Source organism: Hoeflea ulvae (genome assembly GCF_026619435.1).
GTDB lineage: Bacteria > Pseudomonadota > Alphaproteobacteria > Rhizobiales > Rhizobiaceae > Hoeflea > Hoeflea ulvae.
In genome coordinates this window covers 4,574,262-4,592,759 of the sequence record NZ_JAOVZQ010000001.1, presented here as the reverse complement: position 1 = coordinate 4,592,759, position 18,498 = coordinate 4,574,262, and the positions used below count along the sequence as shown (strand labels likewise).

Annotated in this window: 18 protein-coding genes; 7 read left to right on the top strand and 11 right to left on the bottom strand. The window is 61.6% G+C overall.

Annotated features, from left to right (window positions below):
* Window positions 1–59 precede the first annotated feature (59 nt).
* Entirely contained in the window at window positions 60–953 is an 894-nt protein-coding gene (locus OEG82_RS21820; protein ID WP_267614444.1) for a LysR family transcriptional regulator, read from the bottom strand.
* Between the two features lie 345 nt (window positions 954–1,298).
* A complete protein-coding gene (locus tag OEG82_RS21815) occupies window positions 1,299–1,538 on the bottom strand; it encodes a hypothetical protein (protein ID WP_267614442.1) in 240 nt (79 codons plus the stop codon).
* A gap of 254 nt (window positions 1,539–1,792) precedes the next feature.
* On the opposite strand from OEG82_RS21815, the gene OEG82_RS21810 reads away from it, so the two are divergent.
* Entirely contained in the window at window positions 1,793–2,860 is a 1,068-nt protein-coding gene (locus OEG82_RS21810; protein WP_267614440.1) for a helix-turn-helix transcriptional regulator, read from the top strand.
* A gap of 26 nt (window positions 2,861–2,886) precedes the next feature.
* Here the strand turns inward: OEG82_RS21810 and OEG82_RS21805 are convergent, their stop codons facing one another.
* Window positions 2,887–4,503, bottom strand: coding sequence for a GMC family oxidoreductase (locus tag OEG82_RS21805; protein WP_267614438.1), 1,617 nt, complete (start codon window positions 4,501–4,503; stop codon window positions 2,887–2,889).
* Between the two features lie 47 nt (window positions 4,504–4,550).
* Complete coding sequence (locus tag OEG82_RS21800; RefSeq protein ID WP_267614437.1) at window positions 4,551–4,994, bottom strand: sugar dehydrogenase complex small subunit; 444 nt, start codon at window positions 4,992–4,994, stop codon at window positions 4,551–4,553.
* Window positions 4,995–5,288: 294 nt separating this feature from the next.
* On the opposite strand from OEG82_RS21800, the gene OEG82_RS21795 reads away from it, so the two are divergent.
* On the top strand, window positions 5,289–5,735 hold the full coding sequence (locus OEG82_RS21795; RefSeq protein WP_267614436.1) for a glyoxalase superfamily protein: 447 nt from the start codon (window positions 5,289–5,291) through the stop codon (window positions 5,733–5,735).
* Between the two features lie 12 nt (window positions 5,736–5,747).
* On the opposite strand, the gene OEG82_RS21790 is transcribed toward OEG82_RS21795, so the two are convergent.
* The 4 genes from OEG82_RS21790 to OEG82_RS21775 form a co-directional block, all read right to left on the bottom strand.
* The gene (locus OEG82_RS21790; protein ID WP_267614435.1) at window positions 5,748–6,737 is read right to left on the bottom strand and encodes a WD40 repeat domain-containing protein; all 990 of its coding nucleotides are present in this window, start codon (window positions 6,735–6,737) and stop codon (window positions 5,748–5,750) included.
* 12 nt (window positions 6,738–6,749) lie between these two features.
* Complete coding sequence (locus OEG82_RS21785; RefSeq protein ID WP_267614434.1) at window positions 6,750–7,838, bottom strand: CobW family GTP-binding protein; 1,089 nt, start codon at window positions 7,836–7,838, stop codon at window positions 6,750–6,752.
* A 63-nt stretch (window positions 7,839–7,901) separates the two neighbouring features.
* The gene (locus tag OEG82_RS21780; RefSeq protein WP_267614433.1) at window positions 7,902–8,867 is read right to left on the bottom strand and encodes an NAD(P)/FAD-dependent oxidoreductase; all 966 of its coding nucleotides are present in this window, start codon (window positions 8,865–8,867) and stop codon (window positions 7,902–7,904) included.
* A gap of 89 nt (window positions 8,868–8,956) precedes the next feature.
* The gene (locus OEG82_RS21775; RefSeq protein ID WP_324288974.1) at window positions 8,957–9,754 is read right to left on the bottom strand and encodes a creatininase family protein; all 798 of its coding nucleotides are present in this window, start codon (window positions 9,752–9,754) and stop codon (window positions 8,957–8,959) included.
* A gap of 32 nt (window positions 9,755–9,786) precedes the next feature.
* Here OEG82_RS21775 and OEG82_RS21770 point away from each other — a divergent pair, with 32 nt between their 5' ends.
* From OEG82_RS21770 to OEG82_RS21760, 3 genes are all read left to right on the top strand, one after another.
* A complete protein-coding gene (locus OEG82_RS21770) occupies window positions 9,787–10,389 on the top strand; it encodes a MarR family winged helix-turn-helix transcriptional regulator (protein ID WP_324288973.1) in 603 nt (200 codons plus the stop codon).
* A 77-nt stretch (window positions 10,390–10,466) separates the two neighbouring features.
* Window positions 10,467–11,495 (top strand): LacI family DNA-binding transcriptional regulator, encoded by a 1,029-nt coding sequence (locus tag OEG82_RS21765; RefSeq protein ID WP_267614432.1) that lies wholly within the window; start codon window positions 10,467–10,469, stop codon window positions 11,493–11,495.
* On the top strand, window positions 11,492–12,466 hold the full coding sequence (locus OEG82_RS21760) for a 2-hydroxyacid dehydrogenase (RefSeq protein WP_267614431.1): 975 nt from the start codon (window positions 11,492–11,494) through the stop codon (window positions 12,464–12,466). Before OEG82_RS21765 ends, OEG82_RS21760 begins: the two co-directional genes overlap by 4 nt.
* 25 nt (window positions 12,467–12,491) lie before the next feature.
* On the opposite strand, the gene OEG82_RS21755 is transcribed toward OEG82_RS21760, so the two are convergent.
* Window positions 12,492–13,256: a gamma-glutamyl-gamma-aminobutyrate hydrolase family protein gene (locus OEG82_RS21755; RefSeq protein ID WP_267614429.1), complete on the bottom strand. Its 765-nt coding sequence runs from the start codon at window positions 13,254–13,256 to the stop codon at window positions 12,492–12,494.
* A 297-nt stretch (window positions 13,257–13,553) separates the two neighbouring features.
* Here OEG82_RS21755 and OEG82_RS21750 point away from each other — a divergent pair, with 297 nt between their 5' ends.
* A complete protein-coding gene (locus OEG82_RS21750) occupies window positions 13,554–14,660 on the top strand; it encodes a TRAP transporter substrate-binding protein (RefSeq protein ID WP_267614427.1) in 1,107 nt (368 codons plus the stop codon).
* Window positions 14,661–14,922: 262 nt separating this feature from the next.
* On the opposite strand, the gene OEG82_RS21745 is transcribed toward OEG82_RS21750, so the two are convergent.
* Together OEG82_RS21745 and OEG82_RS21740 are read right to left on the bottom strand one after the other, a co-directional pair.
* Window positions 14,923–16,713 carry a TRAP transporter large permease gene (locus tag OEG82_RS21745; protein WP_267614426.1) on the bottom strand — a complete coding sequence of 597 codons (1,791 nt, stop codon included), beginning with the start codon at window positions 16,711–16,713 and terminating at the stop codon, window positions 14,923–14,925.
* Window positions 16,710–17,294, bottom strand: a complete 585-nt coding sequence (locus tag OEG82_RS21740) for a TRAP transporter small permease subunit (RefSeq protein ID WP_267614425.1) — start codon at window positions 17,292–17,294, stop codon at window positions 16,710–16,712. The genes OEG82_RS21745 and OEG82_RS21740 overlap by 4 nt, the downstream gene beginning before the upstream one ends.
* A 274-nt stretch (window positions 17,295–17,568) precedes the next feature.
* Between OEG82_RS21740 and OEG82_RS21735 the strand changes: the two genes are divergently transcribed.
* Window positions 17,569–18,315 carry an SDR family NAD(P)-dependent oxidoreductase gene (locus OEG82_RS21735; protein WP_425497662.1) on the top strand — a complete coding sequence of 249 codons (747 nt, stop codon included), beginning with the start codon at window positions 17,569–17,571 and terminating at the stop codon, window positions 18,313–18,315.
* Window positions 18,316–18,498: the final 183 nt, after the last annotated feature.

Genomic DNA, 18,498 nt, shown 5'->3' with positions numbered 1-18,498 from the left:
GTGGTGGCACCGAATTTGGACGAAAATCCGGCAGGTCCGGAATTATCCGGAAACCGGATTCATTGATTGTTCTTGAACCACTGGTTCAGGAAGTCGACGAAGGCGCGAACCTTGGCGGGCAGATAGCGGCGATGCGGGTAAATCGCATAGATACCGCGATCATGGGAAAGGTACTCTTCAAGGATCGGCACCAGCGTGCCGACCGGCTGGCGTTCCCGGAAAATGAAGTCAGGCAGAATCGCCACACCCAGCCCGGCTTCGGCTGCGCGCATGGCCGTCAGCGGGCTGTTGACCTCGAGCCGGCCATGGACAGTGACGGAGAAGGACGAACCGTCCTTGTTCTCAAAACGCCAGTTGTTCAGCGTCCGGCCATTGGTGTCGACAATGCAGGGGACATTGGCAAGCTGGGACGGGTGGGTGATCGGCCCGTGCTTTTCCAGAAACTCCGGTGACGCGCAGGCAATCAGCGAAAAGGAGGACAGCTTGCGGGCGATGAGACCGGAATCCTCGAGCTTGGTGATGCGGATCGCCACGTCATAGCCTTCCTCGACCAGGTCGACGAAACGATCATCGGAGATGATTTCCAGGCTGACATCCGGGTGGGCGGCGGCGAACTCGATCAGCGACCGGCCGATGGCGGCATCGGCGAAGGTGCGTGGAGCCGACACCCGGATGCGGCCCTTGAGATCCGTCGAGCCTTCGCGCACCAGATCGGCGAGATTGTCGATTTCCTTGAGAATGTCGGAGGCGGTGCGGAAATAGATATGCCCGGCCTCGGTCAGGGAAAACTGCCTGGTGGTGCGGTTGAGCAGCAAGGCTCCCAGGTCGTCCTCGAGTTCGCGGACATATTTCGACAGCAGCGCCTTGGAGCGGCCAACCTTGCGGGCGGCGGCCGAGAAGCCTTCGGCCTCGACCACGTCGATAAAGGCGCGAATCCGGGTCAATGTATCCATGAAAGGCTGATCCTTGAGGTTCGCGCCGGGCCGGGGCAGACGCTGTCAATGTCGTTGCAATTGAACAGGTACCGGATATTCGTTCAGAATACGCGTTTTTCAAGGGGCAAAGGCAAAACAGCCGATCGTTGCAGCGCGATAAAGGATCTCGCGTGAGTTGTGCATTTGGCAAATACTGGTGCCGGCAAAGCGGATGCGGCCACTGCCCCGGGTTGGAGCAGCGGCCGCATCTGCCGGCGCAAGACGCGTGAAACCGGAGGGGATTTCGAGTGGATGCGGCTTGCGTGGGGTGAGACAGCGCCGCAGCTCGAAACGGTGCGGCGCTGCCATCAGGTTGCTAGGAGCTCAGAATGCGATCCCGCCGCCGGAGTAGACAGGACCCGCCGGATATTTCTTGGCAGCGGCGTTGTCTTCGCGGTCAAAGCTCGACGTTGCGGAGCAGTCGATGTTTGCCTTGGCGGCCTTGGCCGGCGCGGTGACGCAAAGGTCGGCCTGGGTGCCGGCGGTTTCGGCAAGGGAAGCCGAGGCGGTGAAGGGCAGGACAGCGGCAAGAGAAAGGGCCAGGGCTGCGGTCAGGTTTTTCATGATTGTCTCCTTTGAGAGCGGGTTTGAATGTGTCTGGCCTGTGCCGCTGTTACTGGAGGACTGAGCGGTACCGGCGATGACAGCAATCTGGGGATTGGACGGCCCTAACGCCCCGCGACTTTGAAATCCGCAGCAGAAGTTTCATTTTCGACGCGACAATTCCGGAATCGATTGGACTGTTCGGGCGATCGTCCTTATCTCGGAGCCATGCTGACGCGCACCAGTTCCGGTGATGCGCAATTCGCGGACCGAACATGTCAATCGAACTGACCCTGGCCGGATTTGTCGACCTCATCCTGCGCGGTGCGACCTTCGGAATCCTGTTGCTGCTCGTGACGCGTTTCCTGCGGCGTCCGGATTTCGGCCCGCTGTGCCTCACCGGCGTGCTGTTCGGCGTCACCGGTCTGGTCGAAATCCTGCTCAACGCCCCGACGATTGTCGAGATGCTGGCGCCACCCGGTGGCCTGGTGCTGACATTCCAGCAAATGCATTTCATCTTTCTCTGGTGGTTCGTCATGGCGCTGTTTGACGACCGCTTCAGCTGGCATGCGGCCATGTTCTGGCCGATGGCTATTGCCATTCCGCTGGTTACAGGCGCAGTTTTCGCGCCGGAAGGCTTGCGGTTGTCTTTCACTGTCGGACTGGTGGTGATGAACGCGACATTGCTCGGCCTGATCATTTACCGGGCACTGCGCAACCGGGCCAGCGACCTGATCGAAGATCGTCGCCGCTTCAGCCTGGCGCTGGCGTTCACGGTGCCGCCCTTCACCCTGTTCGTGTTCGTCGCCAACCTGATCAGCATCGAGGCGCCGCTCAATGCGGAATTGTGCCTGATCTATTCAGCCGTCTATTTCTGCCTGGCCCTGGGGTTCTCCTACTGGCTGACCGCGCTGAAGGACGGCCTGTTCCAGCGCCCGGTCAACGGGGCGGTTGCCGAAGCCGGCCGTGGCGAATTGTCGGCAGCCGATCGGCTGGAGCTGGACCGGGTGGTCAAGGCAATGGATGGCGGGCTCTATCTCGAACCGGGCCTGACCATTGGCGCGCTGGCCGATCTGTTGTCCGTTCCCGAGCACCGGCTGCGGCGGCTGATCAATGGCGGCCTCGGTTACCGCAATTTCGCGGCGTTCGTGAATGATTACCGGATCCGCGAAGCCAAGCGGAGGCTGTCGGATCCGGAGATGGCGCGCGAGCAGATCATCCAGCACGCCTTCAGCCTCGGCTACGCGTCACTGGCACCGTTCAACCGGGCTTTCCGCGAGCGTGTCGGGGTCAGCCCGACGGAATATCGCGAAAACGCGCTGGCCGGCGTCATCACCCATTAGGCGACTGGCCGGCAGCAGGCCTGCGCTTACTTGACCGAGGCGGCAATGGCGTCGACCGACCGCAGCGACAGGGCCGCGATGGTCAGCGTCGGATTGGCCGTGGCCGAGGTCGGGAAGGTGCCTGAACCGAGCAGGAACAGATTGCGGTGATCGAAGCTGCGCTGGTCGGCGTCAACCACGGCGGAGCCGGCATCGGACCCCATTCTCACGGTGCCGATGATGTGCCCTGATCCCTGGATGACGGAGGAATGCTGCACGTCGGTCGCGCCCAGGGCGGCAAACACCTCATTATGCGCAGCTTCCGCGGCGTCGAGACCCTTGCGGGTATATTCATCGAAATCATAGTGGATGCGGGGCAGGGGCACGCCGTTGGCATCACGCTTCTTCGGATCAAGCGTCACGCGGTTTTCGGCGTCGGGGGACTGTTCGATCAGCGATGCGAGACGGATCTGGCGAGAGGTCAGATCCTTAATTGCCGCGTCAAGCTCTTCGCCGCGCAGGCCCTGTGCAGCGAGGTCCGACGCCGTGGTGGTCGGTGCGCCGGTCGGCCAGCTGTGGCCGTCATTGCCGATTTCAATGCGGAATGCGCCGCGTTCCTTTCGGAACTCGCCGTCACGCAGGTTTTCGATGCCTGAGGTGGCCAGCGGTCCGCGATAGGGCCAGACCGGTTCGGCGGCCATGGCCCAGCTCAGGCGGGACGGGTGGTCCATCAGGTTGCGGCCGACCTGGTCGGAACTGTTGGACACGCCATTGGGCGCCTTTTCCTGAGCAGAGTTCAGCAGCAGCCGGGGTGTTTCGAGCGCGTGGGCTGCGACAATGACCACCTTGCCCGATGCCGTGCCGGTGGTTCCGTCGGCGCGTCGGAAGTCGACCGAGGCAATCTCGCCGTCCTCGCCGACATTTAGCCCGGTGGCGGTGGTCTGTTCGTGGACCTTTGCGCCGGCCTGTTCGGCAAGGGCGACGTGGACGGTGGCGTCGTATTTGGCCTGGATCGGACATATCGGGATGCAGGAATTGTTGCCGCAGCATTCGGGCCGGTCCCCGTGAAAGACGGAATTGCGCCCCTGCGGGGTGGCGCGGACCTGATAGGCGGTGCCATCCAGCGCCGAGGCGAAATGCTTGTCGAGATAGGTCATCGGAATTTGCGGCATCGGGAACTCGCCCGAGCGCGGCGAGCCCAGGTCCTCGGCAGAATCGCCGGCAACCCCGATCTCGTTTTCCGCGGCCAGATAGAACGGCTCAAGATCATCATAGCTGATCGGCCAGTCGACGCCGTGGCCGTAAAGGGTTTTCAGCTTGAAATCCGAAGGCAGGTTGCGCAGCGTGGTGCCGAGCCAGTGCCAAGTGGTGCCGCCGACCACCTTGATATAGGTGGAGCGGAACAGTTCCGGGCCGGTCTGCTGGTAGAAATCCTCGATACGGTGGGTCAGCGGATGCGAGGCTGTCGGGTCGTTCGGATAGGCCGATTCCGGCACCTTGATCTTGGCGTTCCAGAATTTCTCGACCGCTTCGTAGCGGTCAATCCGCTTGCCGGTTTCGAGAAAGGCGACGCTGAGGCCCTTGGCGGCGAGCTTGGCGCCTGCAATGGCTCCTGCCACGCCAGTGCCGATGATGAGAATGTCTGCGGTGATGTCATTGGCCATAATGCTGGCTCCCGGGAATATCTGAAATATGGACGAATATAAAAGCGTCAGCTTTCCGGAGGATCGGCCCAGTAGCCGGTTTCCCCGCCGCAATAGCCCATCGGCTTGGTATAGCTCATCGCCGGCCACATCAGGGCTTCGGTATAGGTGATCACCTCTTCGCTGTCGGGGTCGGGCGAAACGCCGCTGTACCAGGAGGCGACTACCTCGTTGCCCAGTTCCGGATCTGCATCACCCTCTGCGAGTGCGGCAAGGTCGTCGCCCTTGCCGATGGCCTTGAAAGCCTCAAACATCTTCAGGGCGTCGTCGGCGGAAAGGTCGGAGTGGCCGGTGAGCTTTTTGGACAATTCCAGAAAGCCGTCGGCATCGATGGTGGCGGCAAAGGCATTGTTTGGAAATTGAGCGAAGGCAGACGCGGCCAGGGCCGATCCTCCGATCAGAATGCTGCGCCGGGTGGCGTTCAGCGGGAGGGTGGACTTTGGCTTGGTCATGAAAATCTCCTTGCTGGTCCTGTTTCCCAACGCCGGGTGCCGAAAATGGTTCCGTCTTCCTCGTGCCCCGGCAGACACGCCCGATTTGCGCTGAAGTGGCGCCATTGTGCCACAGATTGACAATCATTGCTGGCATACCTATTTGAGCTCCCTCGGGTCTGGAGCCCCGGCCGTTCGCAGGCATTGTGCCATGGTGAAGTCTCCAGCTTTCGAGCAGTCACCTTTTCGATGACATGCCAGATGGCGGAACGCGGACACCCCTCACTTGCGGCATGCACGACCAGGAGACCTGTCATGCGTGATTTCACGCCTTTGCCAAATTTGAATATATTGAAAGACCAGGCGCGCCGCCTGCGAAGCCGGCTACAGTCCAATGGTGAAACCATCGGCCACTCGAAGGCGCTTGAGCTGATCGCCGCGCAGCACGGGTTCAACGACTGGAACACCCTGCATGCGGCGCTGGGCAACCGGCCCGGACCCGAAAGCCTCGCGCCCGGCAGCCGTGTCAGCGGTGCCTATCTGGGACAGCCCTTTACCGCCAGAATAGTCGGCATCCAGGCGATCACCTCGACGCCGGGACATTTCCGGGTGTCGCTGGATCTGGATGAAGCCGTCGATGTTGTCACCTTCGACAGCTTCTCGGCCTTTCGGAAACGGGTCAACGGGGTGATCGGCAAGGACGGCGTCAGCCGGGCGCGCACCTCCAACGGACGTCCGCAACTGGAGCTGTCCTGGGGCTGACCGGGAAAGGTTTCAGCCTGCTATGTCGACCACGCCGCAATCGCCTGCTTGTGATCCAAACGCGAGCAGGCGACCAGTCTTGTTCCAGGCCAAGCCCGTGACCGGTCCCTTGCCCGGACGCCGCAGCAGGGCTTCCTTGCTGTCGGCAATGCGGACGGCGAGCACCATGCCGTCGCCGAACCCGATGGCGACGAGATCCTCGACCGGGTGACAGGCAACGCAGGTCACCATCGTGTCGGCGCGCTGGCCGAGTTCCAGCGGGCCCTTGCCCATGGGGCCGTCCTTGCCCGAAAACGGCCAGACAATTGCCGACGATGCCCCGGAGGAGGCCAGCCATTTGCCCTTGTTGGACCAGGACAGCGATTTGACCTTGGCCGGATAGCCGGTCATGCGCATGTGGCGCTGTTCGGTGCCGGGCTTGCCGTCAAGCCTCCAGCCATGCAGCGCGTTTTCCTGCATGGCGGTGACCAGAAACCGGCCGTCGGGGCTGAACATCACCTGATTGTGGGCGCCCTTCCATTCAAAATCGATCGCCGGCGCACTGCCTTGCACAAAGACCAGAGACACGCCGTTGTAGCGTGCCATCGCCAGCCGCAGCCCCTTGGGCGCAAAGCCAAGGCCCTCGATGGTGCGGGCCTGCTCGAATGTCCGCTCTGTTCCGTCAGCCAACAATACCGTGGCCGTGCGGCCATCGGCAAAGGCAACAACGCCTTGCGGCCCGGCGGCTACCGCGTTGACCCATTTGCGGGCAGCGGGGCGCAGCGTGGTTTCGGTTCCGTCGGCGTCAAGCCGCATCACCTTGCCGTCTTCGCCGCCGCTGATCAGGCTCTTGCCATCGAGGGTGACGGCTGTGGCAAGCAAGCCGTCATGGAGGTCATGGCGGTGGGTTCCGTGGTCAAGGCGGACCACCTGACCCGAGGCCAGCGCAAAGACCGGAACGTCTTCTAGAAATGCGACGGCAAGGCAGTGGTCATCAAGGTCAATCGGGGCAACAGTTGGCATGATCGAATTCCCTCAGGCCTGGCAGGCCAGGAAGGTGCGCTCGAGCTTCTCGCGGTCAAGATCCCGGCCGATGAAGACGATGCGGCTTTCGCGCTTCTCGTCCTCTTTCCAGGCGCGTTGATGATCGCCCTCGACGATCATGTGGATGCCCTGGATGATGTAGCGGTCGGCATCATCTTCAAAGGCGATGATGCCCTTGAGCCGGAGTATGTTGGGACCGTCCAGCTGGGTGATCTTTTCGATCCAGGGAAAGAACCGCTTCGGGTTGAGCGGCCCGGCGCGCAGCGAGATCGACTCGATGGTGGCATCGTGAATATCGGACGGGGCGGCATGATCATGATGGCTATGACCGTGGTGGTCATGCCCGTGATCATGGTGATGGTGGTCATGATCATGTTCGCAATCCGGGGTGCAGGCATGATCGGGGTGATCGTGATCGAGGAAATGCGGATCGTTGTCGAGCGCACGGCTCAAATCAAAGGCGCCACGGTCAAGCACGGCATCAAGCGGGACGGCGGCGCGTTCGGTGCGGTGAATACGGGCTGACGGATTGATCGCCCGCACGGTGCGTTCGATGGCTTCGAGCTGTTCCGGCGTGACCAGATCGGTCTTGTTGAGGATCACCACATCGGCGAAGGCGATCTGGTCTTCGGCTTCGCGGCTGTCCTTGAGGCGGGCCGGCAGATGCAGGGCGTCGACCAAGGCGACGACGGCATCGAGCTTGGTCTTGGCGCGAACGTCCTCGTCCATGAAAAAAGTCTGAGCGACGGGAACGGGATCAGCGAGGCCGGTGGTCTCGACGATGATGGCGTCGAACCGGCCGGGGCGGCGCATCAGGCCTTCGACAACGCGGATCAGGTCGCCGCGCACGGTGCAGCAGACGCAGCCATTGTTCATCTCGTAGATTTCCTCGTCGGATTCCACGATCAGGTCATTGTCGATGCCGATTTCGCCGAATTCATTGACGATCACCGCATAGCGCTTGCCGTGCGGCTCGGAGAGAATCCGGTTGAGCAGGGTGGTCTTGCCGGCGCCGAGATAACCCGTCAGCACGGTCACGGGGATGGGGGCCACGGGGATGGAGACTGGCGCTTCGCTCATGAGTTCTCTCTGTCAGAAATGGGTGTTTGACCCCATATAGGCGTTTCGCCCGGCTTATGCCACTCACAAGGAAATGATGTGGTGTGCGAGCGCCAGCCCGGACTGATGCGCGGACTCCGCCCTGGCCGCAATACACCAGTCGCCGCAGGCAAACAGCGTATCGTCGGCATTGCCGATGAAGGGTTTTCCGAGCGGTTTTTCCACCAGCGCATGGAGCCAGCGATGGGTTTCAAAATGGACAGGTGTTGGCAGATCCGCACCAAGCCCGGTTTCGATCCGCATCGCTTCAAGCATCGCAGATCTGACAGAGTCCGGACCGGCTTGCATCTGGGCCCGGCTCCATTGCGGTGTTGCATGCAGCACGAAGGTTTCGCCGCTGCGGCCGGGTTTTGTCCCGTTGCGGACAATCAACGACAAAATGCTGCCGTCGCGGCCTCTGAGCAGATCCGGCACCCCCGGCAAAGGCGCCTCGAACGCCAACATCGCTGTCCAGCAAGGCGCCATGCCGACCTGGTTCAAGGGGGAAAATGCCGGGTCCAAGGGCCCAAGCAGAACGAAGGCCTGCGGCGCGGGGATGGCGGCGATGACCCGCGATGCCGAAAAGATCACGGGACTACCGCCTTCCGTTTCCGCATGAACCAGACAGTGCCCTGTCTGCTTCTCGATCCGCATCGCACGGGTCTTGAACCGGATATCGAGAGGCCGGGCCAGGGCCTTGCCGAGCGCCGACATCGAGGGTTGCCCGACCCACCAGTCGCCGCTTCGGTCCTTGCCGCCGGGTTGCCATTTGGCCATGTCGCCTGTTTGGGAAAGCTGATTGATCAGGCCGGTGAATTCCGGCGTTCGACAGGTCAGGTATTGCGCGCCGTGATCGAATGCGCCATGCGCGCTGCGGCGGGTCGAAAGCCTGCCGCCGGGCGATTTCGATTTCTCGACAATCACCACCGTCCTGCCGGCATTTGCCAGCTGGCGCGCGAGCGTCAATCCGGCCAGGCCGGCGCCTATGACAACAATATCGGCGTCGGACATGGCATTTACCTATCTGAATGCGGGTGAAATCCTGTCTCTCACAAACTAGCAACAATCCGCGCAATTCAAGGCAGGCTGATCATCGGGCTCTAGGTGAGTTCGTCCACATCGAATGCGGCCATATCGGCAAGCAACTGGCTAAGCCCTTCGACGACGTGGGCGAGGATGGCTTCGCCTTTTTCGGCCGTTGCCAGGCTGGCCTTGCCGACGGCGCCGTCCTTGTTGAGGTCGGACATTTTCCAGCCGAAGGCGTGGGGTCCATAGGCGCGCAGATGGGTAAATCTCCGGGCGTATTCCGCCTGCCGCGAGGGGAAATCCTGCAGCGCGTTCAGCCCAACAAGATCGGGTCGAATGGCCAGCATCACAGAGGTTTCGATATCGCCGGCATGGATGTCGAGGGCCTTGTCCTGCGGGCTGATGATGCCCGGGGGAACGCCGAAGCGGGTCCAGCTGGTCGCAACCACCAGTATGTTGAAGCGCACGCGCGCTTCGGTGGCGACGAGGGTCAAAAGCGGTGCGTTGCCGCCATGGGCGTTGAGCAGCATCAACCGGTCCATTCCCCGATCCGCACATCTGGCGGCGATGCCGAGCCAGCGTTCGACGGCCTCGTGATAGGTAAGGCTTTGGGTGCCAGGCACATCCATGTGTTCGATGGAGTAGCCGACCGGCTCGACGGGGAGCAACAGCGGATCGACGGGCGATGGCGCTGAAGCGACAAGCCGTTGCGCGACGGCTTCGGCAATCAGTGCATCTGTTTCAAACGGCAGGTGCGGACCGTGCTGCTCATGGGCGCCCAGGGGTAGTATCGCGATCGGCACGGATTGTTCGGGCATAAGGTGGTTTTTCCGCTCAGGCTTGGTTAGGGTTTGGACACTAGAACGCTTCATGGTGAGATGAAACCATCAAGCGCCCCAGGGTGATGGAACAAAGTCCGCGAGAAGGAGCTGTCCATGTCCGGAAAAAGAAGAACAAGGTCAAAAAGACCGACAAGTCCGATCAGGCCGAAGCGCTGTCGATGATCACCCAGGTTGCCCGGAACGCCCGGACCGCGCTGTCGCGTCATCTGCTGGATCTCGGTCTTTATGCCGGCCAGGATTCAGTGATGCTGGCGCTGGACGCCGAGGACGGACAGACGCCGGGATCCATCGCGGCCTTGCTGGGCGTGAAGGCGCCGACCATCACCAAGACCATCGGACGGCTGGCTGCTCAAGGCTTTGTGCGGCGGCAGAGCTCGCCGGATGACGGCCGGATGATGCTTGTGTTCCTGACGGATGCGGGCCGCGACCAGATCCGGTCGGTGCGAAAGTCGCAGCGCCGGGCGGAAAAGGCGGCCTTTGCCGGATTGAAGAAAAAGGAGGTTGCCGAACTTCTCGATCTTCTGTCCCGGGTGGACGCCAGTATTGCCGCAACCCTGGGACTTGCTGGTGCGCCATCAGCGGATAATGCCGCGGAAATCCGCGCCCGGCGTGTTGTGGGCGAGGGCGGGAACGGCGAAGACGACCTGCCTTCGCAAACTGACTGATTGCCAGTGCGGTTTAAACCTTTTAAGTTTGTTTAAACGTTTGAATCGGAGCATTGCTCCGGCGGGGGAAATTGCATTTGGCTCAGAAGATAAAACTCTCAACCATTGCCGAGGCCCTGGGGCTCTCGACGGCAACGGTCTCGCTGGCGCTGCGTGACAGTCCGCTTGTCGCTGACGTGACCCGGGACCGGATCAAGGAAAAGGCCATCGAGCTCGGCTATATCTACAACCGCCGGGCGGCATCGCTGAGAACATCGCGCTCCGGCATTATCGGTGTCGTGGTGCACGACATCATGAACCCGTTCTATGCGGAAATTCTCAAGTCGATCGAGACCGAGCTCGACCGCAGCCGTCAGACATTCATTCTGTCCAACCATTATGATTCGGTCGAAAAGCAGCGCAATTTCATCGAGACCCTGCTGCAGCTGGGCGGCGATGGCGTGATCATGTCGCCGGCGATCGGAACGCCGGCCTCGGACATCCGGCTGGCGGAGGACAACGGCATGCCCGCGATCCTGATCGCGCGATCGGTGCCGGAAATCGATGTGCCGACCTTTCGCGGCGATGACGCCTTCGGAACCTCGCTTGCGACCAATCACCTGATCAGTCTGGGCCACACCCGCATCGCCATGATCGGCGGCACCGACCACACATCGACCGGGCGGGACCGTTATGCCGGCTATGCCGATGCCCTGCGCAAGGCCGGTCTCGAGGTTGATCCGGCGCTGCGCATTCCCGGGCCGCGAACAAAGCAGAGCGGCTTTGAAGCGGCTGTGAATTTTCTCGCCAATCCGTTAAAACCGACTGCAGCCGTGTGCTGGAACGATCTTGTAGCCATTGGAATGATGAATGGCATCGCGCGTGCAGGCCTTACGCCTGGAAAGGATATTTCTGTGACTGGATATGACGACCTCGAGGAAGCGGCGATTGCAACGCCCGCTTTGACTACGGTGTGGAACGGACAATCTGAAGTCGGCCGCTTTGCCGCCCGGGCGCTGCTCGACAAGCTCAATGGCTCGAGCGAGGCCGATGGCTTGCACCTGATCAAGCCGGAGATGCGCATAAGGCAATCAACTTCACCGCTGAACCCGGGAGCTGGCCGATGAGCGCGACACGTCCGACAGTCCTGATCCCCGGCAATATCAATGCCCGCGTCCGTGAGCGGGTCGAAGCCGAATTCGATGCCGTTGCCATCGCATCAGCAGACGCCTCGCTGATGGATGCGGAAGCCCGTGCCAAGATCAGCGGCATTGCCTGTTCGACCGCGATCAACGCAGACTTCATCGATGCTTTTCCGAACCTGTCGATCATCGCAAGTTTCGGCGTCGGATACGATGCGGTGGACGCCAAGCATGCCGCCAGCCGCGGCGTCATGGTCAGCAATACACCGGACGTGCTGTCCGACGAGGTTGCCGACACCACCGTCGGCCTGCTGCTCAACACGCTGCGCGAATTCCCCAAGGCGGAAGCCTATCTGCGCGCCGGCCGCTGGGCCGCGGAGGGGGCTTACCCGCTGACGCCGCTGACCTTGCGTGGCCGGACGGTCGGCATCTTCGGGCTGGGACGGATCGGGCTTTCGATTGCCCAGCGGCTCGAAGCCTTCGGTCTGCCGATCCACTACCACACCCGCACCAAGCGCAATGATGTGGATTACCCATGGCATGACAGCCTGGCCAGCCTGGCCGCGGCTGTCGACACTTTGATTGTGGTGGTGCCGGGCGGTGCTGCCACCGAGAAGGCGGTCAATGCCGAGATCCTCGGCGCGCTTGGTCCCAATGGCGTGCTGATCAGTGTCGGTCGCGGATCGACCATCGACGAGCCGGCGCTGATTGCCGCACTTGCCGAGCGCATGATCGCCGCGGCCGGACTGGATGTCTTTGCTGATGAGCCGAATGTGCCGCAGGCGCTGATGGATCTGCCCAATGCCTGCCTGCTGCCGCATGTGGCCTCGGCGTCGGTCTCGACACGCAATGCCATGGCCGATCTTGTGGTGGACAACCTTGCCGCATGGCTCGATGGCCGTCCGGCGCTGACACCGGTGCCTGAATGCGCGGCGCTGGACAGAAAACCATCCTGACTGAATGCCTGACCGAGGCTGCGGGTTACTCCGCAGCCTCGGCGGGACGGGCATGCCGGGCGCGCACAGCGTCGCCGAAGGCCGCAAATATCTTGTCCGAAATGGTGTCGCTGCCCACCCAGTATTCCGGATGCCACTGCACGCCGATGGCAAAGCCCGGCGCGTCGATGACGCTGACAGCTTCGACCGTGCCATCCTCGGCAACCGCTTCAACGGCCAGCCGTGGCGCTAGTTTCGAAATCGCCTGGCGGTGAAGCGAGTTCACCCGGACCTCGCCATCGCCGACGATCGAGGCCAGGCAACTGCCTTGCTTCACCGTGATCGAGTGCCGGATGCCGAAGGCGATATCGCGGTCTTCGGTCTCGGGCTTGCGGTGATCGAACCGCCCCGGAAGCTCCTGGATTTCCGTGGCGAGTGATCCGCCAAGCGCGACATTGAGCTCCTGAATGCCGCGGCAGATTGCCAGCAGCGGGATGCCGCGCTCGATCGAGCGGCGGATCAGCGCCATGGAGAGCCGGTCACGGGCCGGATCAAACGGGCCGTGGTGTTCGGTCTCTTCCTCTCCATAATGGGAGGGGTGCACATTGGTGCGCGAGCCGGAGATCAGGACGCCGTCGACCCGGTCGAGCACCATGTCGACATCGGTTCCGTCCGTCAGGGCCGGCACAATCAGCGGCAGGACATCCGAGCCGTTGACGGCAGCCATGATGTACTGGTCCGGCGCGGCGTGCCACACATAGCCGTCGAGGCTGCGAATGTCGGCCGGTATCGCAACAAGTCCGCTGTGCATAGCGTCATTCCTTTGGTCTGTGGAGCTGCCGGCGTGTATCCGGCCCTATTGGTTTTCACGTTTCACGCGGATTTTGTCAATTCGGCGAATGGGTGCTCCGGCGGCATTATTTTCCGGTGCTCCGGGGACGGTTCGACCGACTGACCGACTGGTCAAAAATCCTGACCTTTGCCACGGTATTTGCGGCCTTTCGCTTGAAAGGCCCGGCGCAACATGGTTATGTCCAGCAAGGTCGCCGGGCTATTACCGTCAATAATCATTCGGGCTCGCGGCTTCGCTTCAACTGGGAGGTTTTTTATGGATCGTCGTTCATTTATCAAGAAGGCTGGGGTAGCCGGTGCAGGCGCTGCAGCTGCCACCACGCTGGCCGCACCGGCCATTGCACAGACAATGCCGAAAATTACATGGCGCATGACGTCTTCGTTCCCCAAGTCGCTGGACACCATTTATGGTGCTGCCGAGACCCTGGCGGATCACGTCAGAGCGGCTACCGACGGAAACTTTGATATCCAGGTCTTCGCCGGCGGCGAAATCGTTCCCGGCCTTCAGGCTGTTGATGCCGTCTCCGATGGCACCGTCGAAATGTGCCACACCGCGTCCTATTACTACTGGGGCAAGGACGCCACCTTCCAGCTCGGCACCGCGACACCGTTCGTGATGAATTCGCGCATGCAGAATGCCTGGTTCATCGAAGGCGGCGGCACCGACATGCTGAACGAATTCTACAACACCCAGGGCCTGCACGGGATTCCTTGCGGCAACACCGGCGCCCAGATGGGCGGTTGGTTCCGCAAGGAAATCAACACCGTTGCCGACCTTGATGGCCTCAAGATGCGCATCGGCGGATTTGCCGGCAAGATCCTCGGCAAGCTCGGCGTTGCGCCGCAGCAGATCGCCGGCGGCGACATCTATGCTGCGCTGGAAAAGGGCACCATCGACGCCACCGAGTGGGTCGGACCCTATGATGACCAGAAGCTCGGCTTCAACAAGGTCGCCAAATACTACTACTACCCGGGTTGGTGGGAAGGTGGCGCTGCGCTGCACGCGTTTACGAACCTGGAAAAGTACAACGAACTGCCGGCGCATTATCAGGCGATCCTGGCCAATGCCAGCTATTTTGCCAATGCGACCATGCTGGCAAAATACGACACCAAGAACCCGACTGCATTGAAGGAACTGGTGGCCGACGGCGCCGTGCTGCGTCCGTTCAGCCAGGAAGTTCTTGATGCCTGCAACGCTGCGACCCAGGAAGTCTATGCTGAAGTGACGGCCGAAAACCCGACCTTCAAGAAGATCTACGACTCGCAGCTCGCCTATGCCAAGGATGCCTATCTCTGGCAGCAGCTGTCGGAATACACTTTCGACACCTACATGATGATCCAGCAGCGTTCAGGCAAGCTCTAAGCTTTCCTGCCTGACTGTCTTGAACCCCGGAGATGGCAACGTCTCCGGGGTTTTTTGTTGCCCTGAGACCATGGCCCCGGCGTGACGGCAACCGGCGGCCGATATTCCTGTGGCACCGTTCGGCCTTGCGCGGCTTGCCGTCACGTCGCCAGCGATCGATCGGCCGGGCAGGACCTGGGCAGGCAGGACATGGAACAGCGGGCGCCGCATGCAAAAAGCCCGAGATCGTGGTCCCGGGCTTTCTCATATGCTCGATGATGGCTCAGTTGAAATTCGGCGGCTGGCTCAGATCCATACCCGGTGCGGGCTCTTCCGGAACAGCCGGCTCGGCGCCGGGCATGCCAAGGCTTGGCAGCGTCAGTCCGGGCAAGCCATTGCCGCCATTCTCGCCCAGGGACGGCAGTGTCATGCCGGGCATGCCGCCGTCCAGAGCACCGCCGCCGAAGCCGGGGATCTCGATCTTCATGTTTGGATCGCGCACCGCCTTGTCGTCCTTGTAATGGGTGACAAGCTGGGGGAAGGCGATGACGAGCAGGATGACGATGAACTGGATGATGATGAAGGGCAGTGCGCCCTTGTAGATCTCCGTCGTCTTCACGCCCGGAAGCATGCGTCCCGACGGCTTGTCCATCCATTCCTTCATCGGAGCGATCGAGCGGAGATAGAACAGCGCAAAACCGAATGGCGGTGTCAGGAACGAGGTCTGCAGGTTGATGCCGAGAATGATGCCGAACCAGATCAGGTCGATGCCGAGCTTTTCGGCCACCGGCGCCAGCAGCGGCACCATGATGAAGGCGATTTCGAAGAAATCCAGGAAGCAGCCGAGAACAAAGACGAGCACGGTGACCACGACCAGGAAGCCGCTGGTGCCGCCCGGCAGGCCAAGCAGCAATTCCTCGATCCAGACATTGCCGTTGACGCCGTAGAAGGTGAGGCCGAAGACGCGGGCGCCGATCAGGATGAACATGACGAAGGCCGAGAGCCGTGTGGTCGAATCCAGCGCCTGCTTGAGCGTGTTGGTGTTCATGCGCCGCTTGATGATGGCCAGCACCAGGGCTCCTGTGGCCCCCATGGCGCCGCCTTCGGTCGGTGTGGCGATGCCAAGAAAGATGGTTCCGAGCACAAGGAAGATGAGCGCCAGCGGCGGGATCAGCACGATCACGACCTGTTCGGCCAGGCGCGACATCAGTCCGAGCTGGAACTTCCGATTGGCCATCGAGATTCCCAGCGCCAGTGCGGCGGCGCTGGTTGCGGACCAGACGAAACGGGTCTCGTAGCGCAGGCTGTCGAAGATGAAGTGGTAGGCCAGGAAATGCACAGCGATGGAAATCGCCAGCACGGCCAGCAGCGAGGTCACGCCGCGGCCAAGCGTGCGGGCTTCCACCGGCAGCGCCGGCGCCCATTGCGGCTTGATCAGCGTGACGGCAAAGATATAGAGGCAATAGGCCGCAACGATGATCAGGGCCGGATAGAGCGCGCCGATATACATGTCGCCGACCGAGCGGCCGAGCTGATCGGCCATGACGATCAGCACCAGCGATGGCGGCACGATCTGGGCCAGGGTGCCGGCAGCGGCAATGGTGCCGGTCGCCATCGAGCGGTTGTAGCCATAGCGGATCATGATCGGCAGCGAGATCAGGCCCATGGCTATGACTGAAGCCGCGACCACACCGGTCGTGGCGGCCAGCAGCGCGCCGACCAGGACGACCGCATAGGCAAGGCCGCCGCGGATCGGGCCGAACAGCTGGCCGATGGTTTCCAGCAGATCCTCGGCCATGCCGGATCGTTCGAGGATCAGCCCCATGAAGGTGAAGAATGGAATCGCCAGCAGGGTATCATTGTACATGATGCCGTAGATGCGCTCGGGATGGGCCTGCAACAGCGGCCAGAACAGGCGGATCTCGGGCGAAATGCTGGACATTTCGACGCCGATGACAAAGAAGATCAGGCCGCCTGCGGCAAGTGTGAAGGCGACGGGATAGCCGATCAGAAGCATCGCCATGACGGACACGAACATGATCGGTGCAAGATTGTGGGCGATAAGGTCGATCATTTGCCGTGCACCTTCGGCGTTGCGGAGAGCATTTCCTCGACCGCGGGCGGATTGTCATGGGTTTCGGCCGGATCGTCGAGGATGCCGGTGATGATCGCCCAGCGCTTGATGATCTCGGAGACACCTTGCAGGGTGAGCAGGGAGAAGCCGATCAGCACCATGATCTTTGCCGGCCACAGAACCAGGCCGCCCGCGTTTGCCGAGATCTCGCCCGAGTTAATCGACTTCAGCACCCAGGGAAGCGACAGATAGGTGATGAGGATCGTGAACGGCAGCAGAAAGATGATGTGGCAGACCAGATCGATCCAGTCGCGGGTGCGCTTGGTGAGCATGTTGGAGAAGAAGTCGATGCGGATGTGTTCGTTCTTTTGCAGGGTATAGGCCGCGGCAATCAGAAACACGGTGCCGAAGAGATACCATTGCACCTCCAGCCAGGCATTTGACGACATGTCGAACACTTTGCGGATCGTCGCATTGCCTGCGCTGATCAGCACCGCCGCCAGGATAAGCCAGGCGACATTGCGACCCAAAAACTCGTTGATCCGGTCGATAAACCGGCTCAACGCCAAAAGACTTCCCATATTGTCCTCCCGGTTGTTTCGCCTCCAATTGATAGGAGTGCGATCAACCATGGTTCCCGTTGTTCATCCATACCATCTACGCGGTGCGGCGCCAGCCCATATCAGGAAAAAGGCATGCAACGCAACGAGTGGTGCAGTTGTTTTACCAGTTGTCCCCGCGCCGGTTTTGCAGGATGAAGACGCAGCCCGGTGGTGTCTTTTGCCGGCAGTGGCTATAGGCTTGGTGAATTGGAGCCAAAAGGGGAATCAGGTGGGCGCAGGCGAATTGTTCGACATGTCAGGCGAAGTTGCCCTGATCACCGGCGGCGGCACGGGATTGGGCTTTGCCATGGCGCGGGCGCTGGCGCTTCACGGCGCCACTGTGGCGCTTGCCGGCAACAAGCCCGAAATCCTGAAGGCTGCGGCCGAAGCCATCGGCGCGCTCGGCGGTCGGGCGATCTGGGTGCCGCTTGATGTGCGCCGGGACGAGATGATCGGCACAGCCTTTGACGAGGTCGAAAACCGGGCCGGGCCGGTCGGCGTGCTGGTCAACAATGCCGGCATTGCCCATCGCGACAAAGCGACACAGCTTTCGCGCGAGACGCTTCGCAATGTCATGTCGGTCAATGTCGACAGCGCCTTCATGGTGGCGCAGGAGGCTGCGCGGCGGATGATCCGCGATGGTCGCGGCGGATCGGTCATCAATGTGTCCAGCGTCTTGTCCGAGGTGCCGGTGCGCCAGGTGGCGGCCTATGGCACCTCCAAGGCGGCCCTGAGCCAGATGACACGCTGCCTGGCGCTGGAGTGGGCCAAGCACAGGATCCGGGTCAACGAGATCCGGCCGGGGTGGTTCGCAACGGCGCTGACCGATCCCTTTCTCAAGGGTGCGGGCTCGACAGTAATGGCGGGGCAGAACCCGCTGGGACGGCTGGGCAGTCCGAATGATCTTGACGGCGCGGTTCTTCTTCTCGCCTCCAAAGCCGGTGCCTACATGACCGGAAGCGCCATCACGGTCGATGGCGGCCATTCCATCGCCCGTTGATTGTGTCGCTCAAGTCTCGCCGCACGACAGAAAATTTCGTTTGCCCGCCTGTGCCATCCATCTGATTGCGCAGTGACGACAGTGCCATGAATTCGATTGACCGACGGGCCAACTGGTCCAAAGATCATGCATCGGGAGTGCAGTTTCAGTCACCGCCGCGATGGGTGCGGTTCGATGGAAGCC